Here is a 12,727-nt window from a genome sequence, read left to right as displayed (position 1 = left end):
AATAAATGGCAAGCAAACTTGGCGTAGGCGTCATCGGCTGCGGCAACATCTCGAAAGCGTATTTCTCGCTGGCGCCGCTCTTCCGCGGCATCAAGATGCGTGCCTGTGCGGACATCAACATGGACGCGGCGAAGGCGCGGGCGAAGGAGTTCAAGCTCCGCGCCGAGACGGTCAATGACCTGCTCAAGGACGAAGAGATCGACATCGTCGTCAACCTGACGGTTCCCGCGGTGCATTACGAGGTGTCGAAGCAGGTGCTCGACGCCGGCAAGCACGTCTATTCGGAAAAGCCTTTCGTGCTGTCGATCGAGGAAGGGCTCGACCTCAAGAAGCGGGCCGAGAAGAAGGGGCTGCGCATCGGTTCGGCGCCGGACACGTTCTTCGGCGGCGCGCATCAGCTGGCGCGCGACCTGATCGACAGCGGCAAGCTCGGCAGGATCACCAGCGGTACCTGCCATGTGATGGGTCACGGCATGGAGCACTGGCACCCCAACCCCGACTTCTTCTTCCAGCCAGGCGCCGGCCCGGTACTCGATATCGGTCCGTATTATGTCACCAACCTGATCCAGCTGATCGGGCCGGTGAAGCAGGTGGCGGCTTTCGCCGCGATGCCGGCCAAGGAGCGCACCATCAGCTCCAAACCGCGCGCGGGCGAAAAGATCCCGGTCAACACGCCGACCACCATCCATGCGCTGCTCGAATTCGCGAACGGCGCGGTGGTGACGCTCAACACCTCGTGGGACGTCTGGAGCCACGGCCATGCGCCGATGGAGCTTTATGGCGAGGCGGGCACTGTCTTCGTGCCGGACCCGAACTTCTTCGGCGGCGAGGTGCGCTTCACCGACGCGACCAAGCCGGTGAAGAAGCTGCCGAAGTGGGACCATCCGTTCGGTGTGCCCAACGAGATGCACAGCCATGGCATGATGGCCAACTACCGCACCGCCGGCCTTGCCGACATGGCGATCGCGATCGCCGAAGAGCGGCCGCACCGCTGCTCGATGGAGCTGGCGCTGCACGCCGTCGATGTCATGACCGGTACCCTGCGCTCCGGCGAAAGCGGCAAGTTCGTCGCCATGCAGACGACCTGCGAGCGGCCGGCGGCGCTCGGCATCAAGGAAGCCAAGGCGCTGCTGACGAAGAAAAAGTAGGTGGCAACTACCCTCTCCCCGTTTCGGCGGGGAGAGGGTATGGATGGGGGACAAGCATCGATTCAAATTCGCCGCGGCGTTCGCCGCGCCGCTTCGCTCCCGAGGATCCCCATGCCCTATGTCGCCGCCGAGAACCGCTACGAGAAGATGATCTACAATCGCTGCGGGCGGTCCGGCCTCAAGCTGCCGGCGATCTCGCTCGGGCTGTGGCACAATTTCGGCAACGACACGCCGCAAAGGACCAAGCAGGCGATCGTGCGCAAGGCCTTCGACCTCGGCATCACGCATTTCGACCTCGCCAACAATTACGGCCCGCCGCCCGGCTCGGCCGAGACGGCGTTCGGCGAGATCCTGCGCACCGACTTCGCCGCCTATCGCGACGAGCTGATCATCTCGACCAAGGCGGGTTATGAGATGTGGGCCGGCCCCTACGGCGAATGGGGCAGTCGCAAATATGTGCTTGCGAGCCTCGACCAGAGCCTGAAGCGCATGGGGCTCGACTATGTCGACATCTTCTATTCGCATCGCTTCGATCCCGAGACGCCGCTGGAAGAAACCATGGGCGCGCTCGACCATGCCGTGCGCTCAGGCAAGGCGCTCTACGCCGGCATCTCCTCCTACAATTCGCAGCGCACGCGTGAGGCCGCCGACATACTGAAGCGGCTCGGCACACCCTGCCTCATCCACCAGCCGAGCTATTCCATGCTCAACCGCTGGGTGGAGGAGGACGGGCTGCTCGACACGCTGGACGGGCTCGGCATCGGCTCGATCGTGTTCTCGCCGCTGGCGCAAGGCATGCTGACCGACAAATATCTCGGCGGCATCCCGGAAGGCAGCCGCGCCAGCCAAGGCAAGTCGCTGCGTCCGGCCTTCATCAACGACAAGTCGATCGCCAACATCAAGGCGCTCAACGCCATCGCCGGCCGGCGCGGCCAGACGCTGGCGCAGATGGCGCTGGCCTGGGTATTGCGCAAGGGACGCGTGACCACAGCGCTGATCGGCGCCAGTCGGCCGGAACAGGTCGAGGATTGCGTCGGCGCGCTCAAGGCGCTCGAATTCTGCGATGCCGAGCTCGCCGAGATCGACACTTACGCGCGCGAGGCCGACATCAACCTTTGGGCGGCATCCGCCGAGCGCAAGGGACCGCCGCGCAAGTAGTTGCCGCGCCGGCGGCCAACTGCGGAAACAGTGGCAAAAATGCGCGTTCGTCGCTATCTCATGGAGCGGAGGCCGTTTGCGTGCACAATCGACACGCGAAACGGCGCGGCGAGCGGAACGGAATAGATGACGGCAAGGGATGCGCTGACCAAGAACCAGCTGTGCGTGCTCGAGAAGCTCGAAGCCGCCAGCGGGCCGCTCAGCGCCTATATGCTGCTCGACCAGCTGCGCGAGCGCGGCTTCCGAGCGCCGCTGCAGGTCTACCGCGCCCTCGACACGCTGGTGAAGTCGGGCTTCGTGCACCGGCTGGAAAGCCTCAACTCCTTCGTTGCCTGCGCCGAGCCGCACGACCACAGCCATTCGATGACCGCCTTTGCGATCTGCGACAGCTGCGGCCAGGTGACCGAGATGTCTGACCACGATGTCGACCACCGGCTGGACGAATGGGTGCGCTCGACGGGCTTCGCCGCCAAGAAGGCGGTGATCGAATTTCGCGGCGTGTGTGCCAAGTGCCGCGCCGAGGCGGCTTGAGGGCAGGCCTGCTAACCGATTGATGCTGGCGGGACAGCACCCCCCTCTGCCTTGCCAGGCATCTCCCCCGCAAGGGGGGAGATTGGCAGCTTAAAGCCCCCGCTCATTCTGCAACGTTGAAGATTGGCGGAATCTGAAGTGACGGCCAATCTCCCCCCTTGCGGGGGAGATGTCCGGCAGGACAGAGGGGGGTGTGAAGGATCGCGGCGGCTGGATGGTATCGGTGGCCCGAGCTAATGCGCCTCGTCCCAGTTGTCGGCGGCGCGGGCGTCGACATGCAGCGGCACCGACATCGAGACGGCCGGCATCGGCGCGTTCTCCATCACGCGGCGAACGACCGGGATCGTCGCTTCGACCTCCGCTTCCACTGTCTCGAAGATCAGCTCGTCATGCACCTGCAAGAGCATGCGGGCCGAGAGCTTTGCTTTGTCCAGTGCTTCCTCCATATGCACCATTGCGCGGCGGATGATGTCGGCTGCGGTGCCCTGGAGCCTCGCGTTGATCGAGGCGCGCTCGTTGAAGGCGCGGACCGAGGGATTGGACGACCTTATCTCCGGATAGTGGATGCGGCGGCCGAAGATGGTCTCGACGAAGCCGTATTCGCGCGCATAGGCCTTGGTTTCCTCGATATAGTCGCGGATGCCCGGGAAGCGCTCGAAGTAGCGCTTAATATAGGCGCTCGCCTCCTCGCGCGGGATCGACAGCTGGTTGGCGAGGCCGAAGGCCGAGATGCCGTAGATGATGCCGAAATTGATCGCCTTGGCGCGGCGGCGCACTTCCGAAGGCATGCCCTCGACCGGCACGTTGAACATCTCCGACGCGGTGATGGCGTGGATGTCTGCGCCGTCGGCGAAGGCCTGCTTGAGCTGCGGGATCTCGGCGACATGGGCCAGCACGCGCAATTCGATCTGGCTGTAGTCGGCCGAAACCAGCTTGTGACCCTTTTCGGCGATGAAAGCGGTCCTGATCTTGCGGCCTTCCGCGGTGCGCACCGGGATGTTCTGCAGATTGGGGTCGGATGAAGACAGCCGCCCGGTCGTTGTCGCCGCCAGAGCATAGGAGGTGTGGACGCGATTGGTGCCGGGATTGATGAAGCCGGGCAGGGCGTCGGTATAGGTCGATTTCAGCTTGGTGAGCTGGCGCCAGTCGACGATCTTGCGCGGCAGCTCGTGGCCTTCCGCGGCAAGGTCCTCCAGAAGCTGCGCCGAGGTCGACCATTGGCCGGTCTTGGTCTTGGAGCCGCCCGGCAGGCCCATCCTGCCGAACAGGATATCGCCGAGCTGCTTCGGCGAGCCGATGTTGATGCGCTCGCCGACGATCCCGTAGATCTCTTCCTCGACACGGGCGGCGCCTTGCGCCAGCTCGCCCGACAGCCTGGACAGGATCTGGCGATCGACCGAAATGCCGCGCTGCTCCATGCGGGCGAGCACAGGCACCAGTGGCCGCTCCAGCCGCTCATAGACGGAAACCAGGCCCTTGGCGGCAAGCCGGGGCTTCAGCAGCTGCCAGAGCCGCAGCGCCAGATCGGCCTGCTCGCCGGCATAGGCGGTCGCCCGCTCGATGTCGACCTGGTCGAAGCCGACGGCGCTCTTGCCGGAGCCGGCAAGCTCCTTCTTCGTGGCCGGGGCATGGCCCAGCCACTTCTCCGACAGCGAAGCGAGGTCGTGGCCGCCGGACGTGCCGGCATCGAGCACATAGGAGATCAGCATTGTGTCGTCGAACGGGCCGACCTCGATGCTGTGCCGGCTCATCACGACGATATCGTATTTCATGTCCTGGACGATCTTGAGCACCGACCTGTCCTCGAGCAGCGGCTTGAGCAGCGCCAGCGCCTCGCGGACCGGGATCTGGTCCGCCAGCAGGCCGCCGCCAAGCAGGTCGCCGTTGCCGCTCGTGTGGGCGAGCGGCACGTAGACAGCCCTGCCCGGCGCGATCGCCATGGAAAGGCCGATCAAGTCGGCCTGCATCGGGTCGGGCGAGGTGGTCTCGGCGTCGAAGGCCAGGATTCCGGCTTCCTTCGCCTCGGCGATCCAGGCCTTCAGCGTGGCCGCGTCGCGAATGGCTGTATAGGCTGAAGGGTCGATCTTGCGCGCCGTCGCCTGTTCCAGCCGCAGCGCCGAGAGCAGGGAAGGGGTGTCGCCCTGCGGCGGCGCGTCCTCGCTCCTGATCGGTGCGGCCGGCTTGGCGGCACCGTTCGGCGTCGCCGGCCTTGGGGCCGGCGGCGCGCCGGCGCCAACATCGGGGCCATGCGCGGTGTCGGCGCGCTCGATGGTGACCGACGCGGCCTGGACGTCGCCGATCTCGGTTGCGGTCGCCTCCGCCACGCGGCGGGTCAGCGTGGTAAACTCCATCGTCTTCAGGAAACCGATCAGCTTCGGCCCGTCCGGCGCATGCAGCACCAGATCGTCCAGCCCCTCCTTCAGCGGCACGTCGTTCCTGAGCGTCACCAGCTCACGCGAGATGCGCGCCTTGTCGGCATTGGCGATGATCGTCTCGCGCCGCTTCTCCTGTTTGATCTCGGAGGCGCGCGCCAAGAGGCCGTCGAGGTCGCCGAACTGCTCCAGAAGCTGCGCCGCCGTCTTCGGCCCGATGCCGGGCACGCCGGGCACATTGTCGACGGAGTCGCCGGTCAGCGCCTGCAGGTCGATCATCTTCTCCGGCGGCACGCCCCATTTCTCGATCACTTCGGGAATACCGATCTGGCGATCCTTCATCGGGTCGTACATGCCGACCGTCGGGCCGACCAGTTGCATAAGGTCCTTGTCGGAGGAGACGATGGTGGTGTCGGCGCCGACCTCGCAGGCCAGCCGGCTATAAGTGGCGATGATGTCGTCGGCCTCAAAGCCTTCCATCTCGATGCAGGGCAGGTTGAACGCCACGGTCGCCTGGCGGATCAGGCCGAATTGCGGGATGAGGTCTTCCGGCGGCGCCGAGCGGTTGGCCTTGTATTCGGGATAAAGATCGCTGCGGAAGGTCTTCGAGGAATAGTCGAATATGACGGCAAAATGCGTCGGCACGATGCCCACGCTCGTGTTGCGGGCGTCCTGCATCAGCTTCCACACCATGTTGCAGAAGCCGAGCACGGCGCTGGTCGGCAGGCCGTCGGATTTGCGGTTGAGCGGCGGCAGCGCGTGGTAGGCGCGGAAAATGTAGCCGGAGCCGTCGACAAGAAAGAGATGATCGCCTTTTTTCATGCCGGCAGGGATAGCGCGGCCAAGCTTCGCGGTCCATGCCAAAGGCTGTGCAAACCACCGCTTCAGGCAACACCCCTGACAGACACTGTCTCGGGCGAATCCGACCGCTCACGGGCATGTTACAAAAGTGTAATCTTCGTGCCCTTGAATCGCCATGTTCAGAGACCCAAATAGTTGGCATCGGCATTTTTCGCCGAAGTCCGGAGTAAGGCCCGTCCCCCGCCTATCCCGGGCAAACTGCGGCAGCCTATCCCCCCTCTCCGGGCTGCCGCAACGTTTCGAGTAAAGACCGCCGTGGTTCCCCCTCCACCACGGCGGTTCTTTTTTGCCTTTCGACATGCCCCGATCCTTGGTCCAACGATCACGGCTTTTCGTTTTTGGTCTTGCCCTTTAGGGTCGGCGCCAAAATCGAAAGGCAAAAAGCATGTCCAGAATTTCCCCCGTCCTCGACCGCCTCGACCAGAATCTCGACCAGAGCCTGGAGCGGCTGTTCGGCCTGCTCGGCATCAAGTCTATCTCCACCGACCCCGCCTATGCCGCCGACTGCCGCAAGGGCGCCGAATGGCTGGTGGCAGAGCTCAAGCTGATCGGTTTCGACGCCAGCCTGCGCGACACGCCCGGACATCCGATGGTGGTGGCGCATCACGAAGGGCCGGCCGGCGCGCCGCATGTGCTGTTCTACGGCCATTATGACGTGCAGCCGGTCGATCCGATCGAGCTGTGGGAAACCGATCCGTTCGCGCCCTCGATCAAGGAGATCGAGCCCGGCCGCAAGGTGATCACCGGGCGCGGTTCGGCCGACGACAAGGGACAGCTGATGACCTTCGTCGAGGCCTGCCGCGCCTGGAAGCAGGTGCATGGCAACCTGCCGTGCCGCATCACCATCCTGTTCGAGGGCGAGGAAGAATCCGGCTCGCCGTCGCTGAAACCGTTCCTCGAGGCGAACGCCGCCGAGCTGAAAGCGGATTTCGCTTTGGTCTGCGACACCAGCATGTGGAACCGCGAGACGCCGTCGATCTGCGTGTCGCTGCGCGGCATGGTCGGCGAGGAAGTCACCGTCAAGGCGGCCAGCCGCGACCTGCATTCCGGCCTCTATGGCGGCCCCGCCGCCAATCCCATACGGATCCTCGCCAAGGTCCTCGCCGACGTGCATGACAAGGACGGCCGCGTCACCATCGCGGGCTTCTATGACGGCGTCGAGGAGACACCTTCGCAGGTGCTGAAATCCTGGGAGGGACTCGGCGAGACCGCCGAGACCTTCCTCGGCCCGGTCGGGCTTTCCATTCCCGCCGGCGAAAAGGGCCGCTCGCTGCTCGAGCTCACCTGGGCGCGGCCGACGGCCGAGTTCAACGGCATCATCGGCGGCTACACCGGCAAGGGCTTCAAGACGGTGATCGCTGCGGAAGCCTCGGCGAAAGTGTCGTTCCGGCTCGTCCACAAGCAGGACCCGAAGAAAATCCGCGCCGCCTTCCAGGCTTTCGTGCGCGAGCGGATCCCGGCCGACTGCTCGGTCGAGTTCCATCCGCATGGCGGCTCGCCGGCGATCCAGCTTTCTTACGACTCGCCGTTCCTCGCCAAGGCCAAGGATGCGCTCTCCGACGAATGGGAAAAGCAGGCCGTCACCACCGGCGGCGGCGGCTCCATTCCCGTGGTCGGCGATTTCCAGGCCTATCTCGGCATGGAATCGCTGCTGGTCGGCTTCGGCCTCGACGATGACCGCATCCATTCGCCAAACGAGAAATACGAGCTCACCTCCTTCCACAAGGGGCAGCGTTCCTGGGCGCGCATTCTCGATGCGCTGACACGCTGAGGCGAACGCACGGAAGGCTTGAAAATCAACTTTCTGTTGATTTTTTTCCAGATCGCGGCAAGGACGGGCTTTCCAGCGCAATGTGCGGCGTCCATTGCGCATCCCAAAGGCTGCGCGGCGCCGCAGGCCGCGATCCGGAGAAGAGAATGACTGACATCCGTTTCCACAAGAACGATCTGCCGGACCTGTCCCGCTACAATGTCGGGGCGGTGGCCATCGATACGGAAACGCTTGGCTTGAACCCGCATCGCGACCGGCTCTGCGTGGTGCAGATCTCGCCCGGTGACGGTAGCGCCGACGTCATACAGATCGCGCCCGGCCAGAAGGAGGCGCCCAACCTCGTCAGCCTTCTCAGGAATGACGCCGTGGTGAAGTTGTTTCACTACGGCCGCTTCGACATTGCTGTCCTTTATCACGCTTTCGGCGTCATGCCGGAGCCGGTTTTCTGCACCAAGATAGCCTCGCGGCTGACCCGCACCTACACCGACCGCCATGGGCTGAAGGATCTCTGCAACGAGCTGCTCGGCATCGGCCTCTCCAAGGCGCAGCAATCCTCGGACTGGGCGGCGGAGACGCTCTCGCCCGAGCAGATCGAATATGCCGCCTCCGACGTGCTTTACCTGCACCGGCTGCGCGAGGTGCTGGCCGCGCGGCTGGCGCGCGAGGATCGCACCAAGGAGGCCGAGGCCTGCTTCCGCTTCCTGCCGACGCGGGCGAAGCTCGACCTGATGGGCTGGGCGGAGGAAGATATCTTCGCGCACAGCTGACGGAACCCGGCGCGTCGAGCAACGTTCCTGCCGGTCCATTGTCGAGCGAGATGGGAGGGAATGAAATGGCAGAGCGCAAACCGATAGAGAGCGCGCCGAAGGACGGCTCCAAGGTCACGATCCTATGGAAGGACAGTGACGGCGTGGTCAACGAATCCGTTGGTCAATATCGTGACGGCGGCTGGTGGGTCTATACCGACAGCGACACGCAGAAGAAGGTCGATCCGACGAGCTGGCGGCCGGCATCCGATGATGATGACGACCAGTGAGCAATCGCCGCAGGGCTTTGAAGCGGGCGTGAGACTCGACCGCTGGAAGGGGGCGCAATGAGACAGAACGTGCTCTATCTCATCATCGGCGCATTGGTCGTCGTGGTTATCGCGCTTGGCGTCTACATCTATCGCGAGCAGACCAGGCCGAAAGGCGTGGAGCTCAAGATCGACGACAAGGGCATCTCGATCCAACAGAATTGATCCGATCGCCGGCGCATCTCGCCGCTTGACCGGCCTGCTCCGGACAACAGCTCCCATCAATCTTGCGGGAGCGGGACGGCAAACAAGATGACGTCCGGGCGGTTCAGCGATATCATCCTCAGCATAGGGAGTTTGGGGCCGACCAACCTAGCCACTAGGAGGTTGCCATGAAACACCAAACACTGGACCAACTGCATGCTGTTGCCGAGGTCCGCACCGCCAAATCCGTCATGAGCCGAACCCAGCGCCTCGAACGTTGGGCGAAACTTCTCGAACGTGAGCCCAGCCGGCTCCTGACCGCGCTTACCGGCACCGAATATCGTGCGCCGCGGGAACGCAATATGATGCGCGGCGACGGCTCGCCGATATCCGTCGCCCTGGAAGACCCTGTTTTGCACGACGAGGGTTTGAGAAACGACAGCTATGGGGAAGCAAAGCGCTTCTTCGAGCTGACCGATTATCAGTTGCACGAGATCGTCTGCTACTGCCATGTCGGCGATGTGATGCAGGCATCGAGAGCGGCGTTGTCGGTCCGCGCCATTCTCGACTAGTCCACGGCCGACCTGCCTGCCGGATGCGATCCGGCAAGAAGCGCGATCGGATCTCAGGCCGATCGCGCTCCAAAAAGGCTCAAACGAATGCAGTATCGCCCAGGCCGTCCGGTCACGGTAACCGGGACCTCCGCCGTGCGGAACCGACGCGGATTGGGTACTTACCAAGCATTTTGATTTTCAATCGCTTCGATTTTTCCCCACTTAACGCGCCTTTAAAGGAGCCAGCACTTAATCTCGTTCATCGTCTTTAGGTTCGCCAGACCATTGATCGGGCAGCGCCGCAGCCAACTCGACGCCCAGTTGTCGTTTCCGACACCACCAAACTTGGACGGGCTGACATACCCTTCGACGGGCCGCGAAGTAACAGGAAGCACTACTCAGTCAGTCTGCCGCTACGGTGCCCAAGCGCCTGCCTGGCCGCGTACATGGTCGGCGAGCGTTTGCCGGGAAGGTTCGCCTCGAGTACAAGCTGTTCGACAAAGCCCTGGTTCATTTCGATCTCGACGCATTGGTCGAGTTTATCAACGATCCAGACAGCATAACCTTCGTCTTCTTTCAATTTGTAGTCAGAGTCATCCTTTGGAATCTCCCATTCTGGCAACTTATTAACTAGCATTATCTTGGGTTTTGGCAGGTCATATGTATGGCCTTCGTAGGCATAGCCGACCATCAATCCGCAAGAAAGCTCTTTCTCTGGCTTGCTGCCGAGGATATATGTATGTGTACTCGCAGTCACAACGGCTATGCCAAGTTCCTTCATATCCAATTTAATACTGAAGCTGGCTCTTATCGGAATAGGAGAATACTTGTCTCTGCCGAGAATTATGCCGCGGCGGGCCTTATTCGATGTGGCTTTGTTAAGTAATTCTTTCGCTGCGTTGATGTCCCGTTCGTCGGCGTCAACGTCATCTGCTGTTTGGACATAAATGTTGGTGTCTGAGATTTCGCTGGCCTGTCCGGGAAAGGAAATACCAATGTCCGCTTCAATTCCGTAGAGCCTGACCTGCGTTGCATTATATGCACCGTTGGGGAATGTCAGTGTCGGACGGTGATAGTCGTCGCTCATGATGCTCCTCCTCGCTTCGGCAATTCAGTTCATGAAATTTCACGCCATCTGAAGTTTTCTTCGAACTTTTCGCGCAACGCCGGCGCGATGCGACCGCCAGCTTCGGTTACGGCCATCGCGGCATTCTCAAATGTCAGATCGTCCGCGTCGAGGCCGGACCAGGTCCGGGCGAGGGTCAGCGCCACATCGTCGCGCGCCCGGGTAAGCGCGCTCTTGAACAGGAACGGCCTGGCGCGGAAGGCCAGCGCCGTAAAATCCGAGATGCGGTGCATGGCGGCCTCGTCGATATCCCTGATGTCGATATCGAGAAGCCGCTCGTCGGCTAGTCCATCACCCACGAGATTCGCGTGATAGGCGTCTACGATCGTATCGAATACCGCCCCCGTGAAAGGCCGCGACCTGTCATGGATTTCGTCGGAGACTTCAGACATGCGGCGCGAATTGCTGGCGAGGCGAATCTGCCGGTCACCGATCAGTTCGGCGATGCGGTTGAGTTCGTTCAGTATGAGGAGATTGCCGTTGCAGTGGCGGAGCAGCCGGTCGAGACCGCTGTCGAAATGCAGGAAGGACAAAAGCGACGTTATATCGGCGCTCGCCTCATGGAACGACGCGAAGTCGCCGGTCTTCAAGCCATTTGCCGGCACCCCAAAAAGGGAAAACAGAATCGCATGGCCGACCTCATGGGCAATCGTATCGAAGTTGAGGGCATAGGGAAAATTTCGACCGTCGGGCGCCTTGTCCGCACCGAGTTCCAGATAACCGTAGCCAGACTGGGCGTTGTTCCAGTCGACCCACGGGATGATCTCCAGCCGCTCATAAGTTTCCGCGAAGTACCAGGTTATCGGCCGCCCAAGGTAGCTTTCCCAGATGTCCAGGACCCGGCTGACTGCGCCGAAGGCATGTGCCGCCAGGAACTGACGTGAATTCAATGAAATCTGGTCGAAGTGACCGTCGTAGGCGGGTTCCGCCGGCGGGAAGACCTCGCCAACGAAGGGCGGTAGATAGGGATATTCGTAAGGTTCCTTGTCGAGGAGCGGATCGCGGACATAGATGCGATGGTCCTGCGGACCGGGGTGTAGCCGGCCCGGCGGGGTCGATATCCAGACGGTCTCGGGTGTGCCGTAATCGGCAAGGTGGGGCACCTGGGGGAATAGCAGGAAGCGCGTGCCGACGGAGCGACTCTCGTCGTTGGATCGATCGAGCGTTCCTGGTAGCTCAGCCCCTCTCATTTTAGTACATTAGCAAAATCTAAAACGTATTGTAAATCAGGATTTGAGAGTTCTCGCCATGAAGCTTTCAAATCTCTAGCCCGGCTTCGTCAAGATCCTTAAAGAAAGCCGCCGTCAATTGGAAATCCGGCAGGGGTGCGGGCTCCTTGAATAAACCGTGACGCAAAAGCCGGAGTGCGTCACGCGCATCCTGCTTCTTTTGCTGAACGAAAGCTGCGACGAGGATCGCCTGATATTTCTCGACGACGAGATCGCCTTCGCATGACAAGGCGTCACTGACCATGCGGGCGAGCGTGCGCTCGCGAAAATTGAGAGCTTGCGCGGCGCGATCCAGCCTCGTCCCGTATTCAGCCGAAATGATGCCGCGACGGCAGGCCCTGCGAACCGTCATGCGAAGATCGATCAGCGCGTGGGTTATGGGCGCGGAGTTTACCTCCGATGGTCCGTGCAGCACAGCCACCGCGTCGTCAGGCGCAAACGCAAAACGACGATACCACCGGTAGATGAGCCCCACTCCCTGCATGTAGGGAAAGAGTTCCGCAGCGCGAAGAGCCCCCATGCTCGCTGCGCCTATAACAGGAACACCTTTCGCTATTGCCCAAAGGATTTCCTTGTGCCTGACCGCCGGCTCCGACTGAAAGCCGCCGTCGATGATGACTATCGCACTCGGATCAAAATGCTGCACAGCCGCAATGATCGAACCCTGCACGGCCGGCGGAAGGCAGATCGCCTCCGCCACTTCCAGCACTTCGCTCTGTGACAGGGTGGGACCGGCAAAGACCAGCTTCGGACGCATT

Annotated in this window: 12 protein-coding genes; 8 read left to right on the top strand and 4 right to left on the bottom strand. The window is 62.2% G+C overall.

Annotated features, from left to right (window positions below):
• Positions 1 to 5 precede the first annotated feature (5 nt).
• From RFN30_RS08955 to RFN30_RS08945, 3 genes are all read left to right on the top strand, one after another.
• Positions 6 to 1,148: a Gfo/Idh/MocA family protein gene (locus tag RFN30_RS08955; protein WP_320261732.1), complete on the top strand. Its 1,143-nt coding sequence runs from the start codon at positions 6 to 8 to the stop codon at positions 1,146 to 1,148.
• A gap of 111 nt (positions 1,149 to 1,259) precedes the next feature.
• The gene (gene mgrA / locus RFN30_RS08950) at positions 1,260 to 2,306 is read left to right on the top strand and encodes an L-glyceraldehyde 3-phosphate reductase (RefSeq protein WP_320261731.1); all 1,047 of its coding nucleotides are present in this window, start codon (positions 1,260 to 1,262) and stop codon (positions 2,304 to 2,306) included.
• A gap of 126 nt (positions 2,307 to 2,432) precedes the next feature.
• On the top strand, positions 2,433 to 2,837 hold the full coding sequence (locus RFN30_RS08945) for a Fur family transcriptional regulator (RefSeq protein WP_059184736.1): 405 nt from the start codon (positions 2,433 to 2,435) through the stop codon (positions 2,835 to 2,837).
• 233 nt (positions 2,838 to 3,070) lie between these two features.
• On the opposite strand, the gene polA is transcribed toward RFN30_RS08945, so the two are convergent.
• The gene (polA, locus tag RFN30_RS08940; RefSeq protein WP_320262071.1) at positions 3,071 to 6,031 is read right to left on the bottom strand and encodes a DNA polymerase I; all 2,961 of its coding nucleotides are present in this window, start codon (positions 6,029 to 6,031) and stop codon (positions 3,071 to 3,073) included.
• 424 nt (positions 6,032 to 6,455) lie between these two features.
• Between polA and RFN30_RS08935 the strand changes: the two genes are divergently transcribed.
• The 5 genes from RFN30_RS08935 (at position 6,456) to RFN30_RS08915 (ending at position 9,632) form a co-directional block, all read left to right on the top strand.
• Entirely contained in the window at positions 6,456 to 7,841 is a 1,386-nt protein-coding gene (locus tag RFN30_RS08935; protein WP_320261730.1) for a M20/M25/M40 family metallo-hydrolase, read from the top strand.
• A 146-nt stretch (positions 7,842 to 7,987) separates the two neighbouring features.
• Positions 7,988 to 8,608: a ribonuclease D gene (locus RFN30_RS08930; protein WP_320261729.1), complete on the top strand. Its 621-nt coding sequence runs from the start codon at positions 7,988 to 7,990 to the stop codon at positions 8,606 to 8,608.
• Between the two features lie 65 nt (positions 8,609 to 8,673).
• Entirely contained in the window at positions 8,674 to 8,877 is a 204-nt protein-coding gene (locus RFN30_RS08925) for a hypothetical protein (RefSeq protein ID WP_320261728.1), read from the top strand.
• A gap of 57 nt (positions 8,878 to 8,934) precedes the next feature.
• Positions 8,935 to 9,081, top strand: a complete 147-nt coding sequence (locus RFN30_RS08920; RefSeq protein ID WP_320261727.1) for a hypothetical protein — start codon at positions 8,935 to 8,937, stop codon at positions 9,079 to 9,081.
• A 167-nt stretch (positions 9,082 to 9,248) separates the two neighbouring features.
• Positions 9,249 to 9,632, top strand: coding sequence for a hypothetical protein (locus tag RFN30_RS08915; RefSeq protein WP_320261726.1), 384 nt, complete (start codon positions 9,249 to 9,251; stop codon positions 9,630 to 9,632).
• 376 nt (positions 9,633 to 10,008) lie between these two features.
• Here RFN30_RS08915 and RFN30_RS08910 read toward each other — a convergent pair whose 3' ends face one another.
• The 3 genes from RFN30_RS08910 to RFN30_RS08900 form a co-directional block, all read right to left on the bottom strand.
• Entirely contained in the window at positions 10,009 to 10,701 is a 693-nt protein-coding gene (locus RFN30_RS08910; RefSeq protein WP_320261725.1) for a hypothetical protein, read from the bottom strand.
• A 29-nt stretch (positions 10,702 to 10,730) separates the two neighbouring features.
• Positions 10,731 to 11,930, bottom strand: a complete 1,200-nt coding sequence (locus tag RFN30_RS08905; RefSeq protein ID WP_320261724.1) for a gluzincin family metallopeptidase — start codon at positions 11,928 to 11,930, stop codon at positions 10,731 to 10,733.
• Between the two features lie 67 nt (positions 11,931 to 11,997).
• On the bottom strand, positions 11,998 to 12,726 hold the full coding sequence (locus tag RFN30_RS08900) for a TfuA-like protein (protein ID WP_320261723.1): 729 nt from the start codon (positions 12,724 to 12,726) through the stop codon (positions 11,998 to 12,000).
• Position 12,727: the final 1 nt, after the last annotated feature.

The organism is Mesorhizobium dulcispinae, from assembly GCF_033977345.1.
GTDB lineage: Bacteria > Pseudomonadota > Alphaproteobacteria > Rhizobiales > Rhizobiaceae > Mesorhizobium > Mesorhizobium dulcispinae.
Note: the sequence above shows the minus strand (reverse complement) of the source record. Positions and strands in the feature narration are given on the sequence as shown.

Excerpts from the sequence above, each read along its gene's own strand:
- RFN30_RS08955 (WP_320261732.1), top strand. The coding sequence starts at position 6 with ATGGCAAGCAAACTTGGCGTAGGCGTCATCGGCTGCGGCAACATCTCG.
- mgrA (WP_320261731.1), top strand. The coding sequence starts at position 1,260 with ATGCCCTATGTCGCCGCCGAGAACCGCTACGAGAAGATGATCTACAAT.
- RFN30_RS08945 (WP_059184736.1), top strand. The coding sequence starts at position 2,433 with ATGACGGCAAGGGATGCGCTGACCAAGAACCAGCTGTGCGTGCTCGAG.
- polA (WP_320262071.1), bottom strand. The coding sequence starts at position 6,031 with ATGAAAAAAGGCGATCATCTCTTTCTTGTCGACGGCTCCGGCTACATT.
- RFN30_RS08935 (WP_320261730.1), top strand. The coding sequence starts at position 6,456 with ATGTCCAGAATTTCCCCCGTCCTCGACCGCCTCGACCAGAATCTCGAC.
- RFN30_RS08930 (WP_320261729.1), top strand. The coding sequence starts at position 7,988 with ATGACTGACATCCGTTTCCACAAGAACGATCTGCCGGACCTGTCCCGC.
- RFN30_RS08925 (WP_320261728.1), top strand. The coding sequence starts at position 8,674 with ATGGCAGAGCGCAAACCGATAGAGAGCGCGCCGAAGGACGGCTCCAAG.
- RFN30_RS08920 (WP_320261727.1), top strand. The coding sequence starts at position 8,935 with ATGAGACAGAACGTGCTCTATCTCATCATCGGCGCATTGGTCGTCGTG.
- RFN30_RS08915 (WP_320261726.1), top strand. The coding sequence starts at position 9,249 with ATGAAACACCAAACACTGGACCAACTGCATGCTGTTGCCGAGGTCCGC.
- RFN30_RS08910 (WP_320261725.1), bottom strand. The coding sequence starts at position 10,701 with ATGAGCGACGACTATCACCGTCCGACACTGACATTCCCCAACGGTGCA.
- RFN30_RS08905 (WP_320261724.1), bottom strand. The coding sequence starts at position 11,930 with ATGAGAGGGGCTGAGCTACCAGGAACGCTCGATCGATCCAACGACGAG.
- RFN30_RS08900 (WP_320261723.1), bottom strand. The coding sequence starts at position 12,726 with ATGCGTCCGAAGCTGGTCTTTGCCGGTCCCACCCTGTCACAGAGCGAA.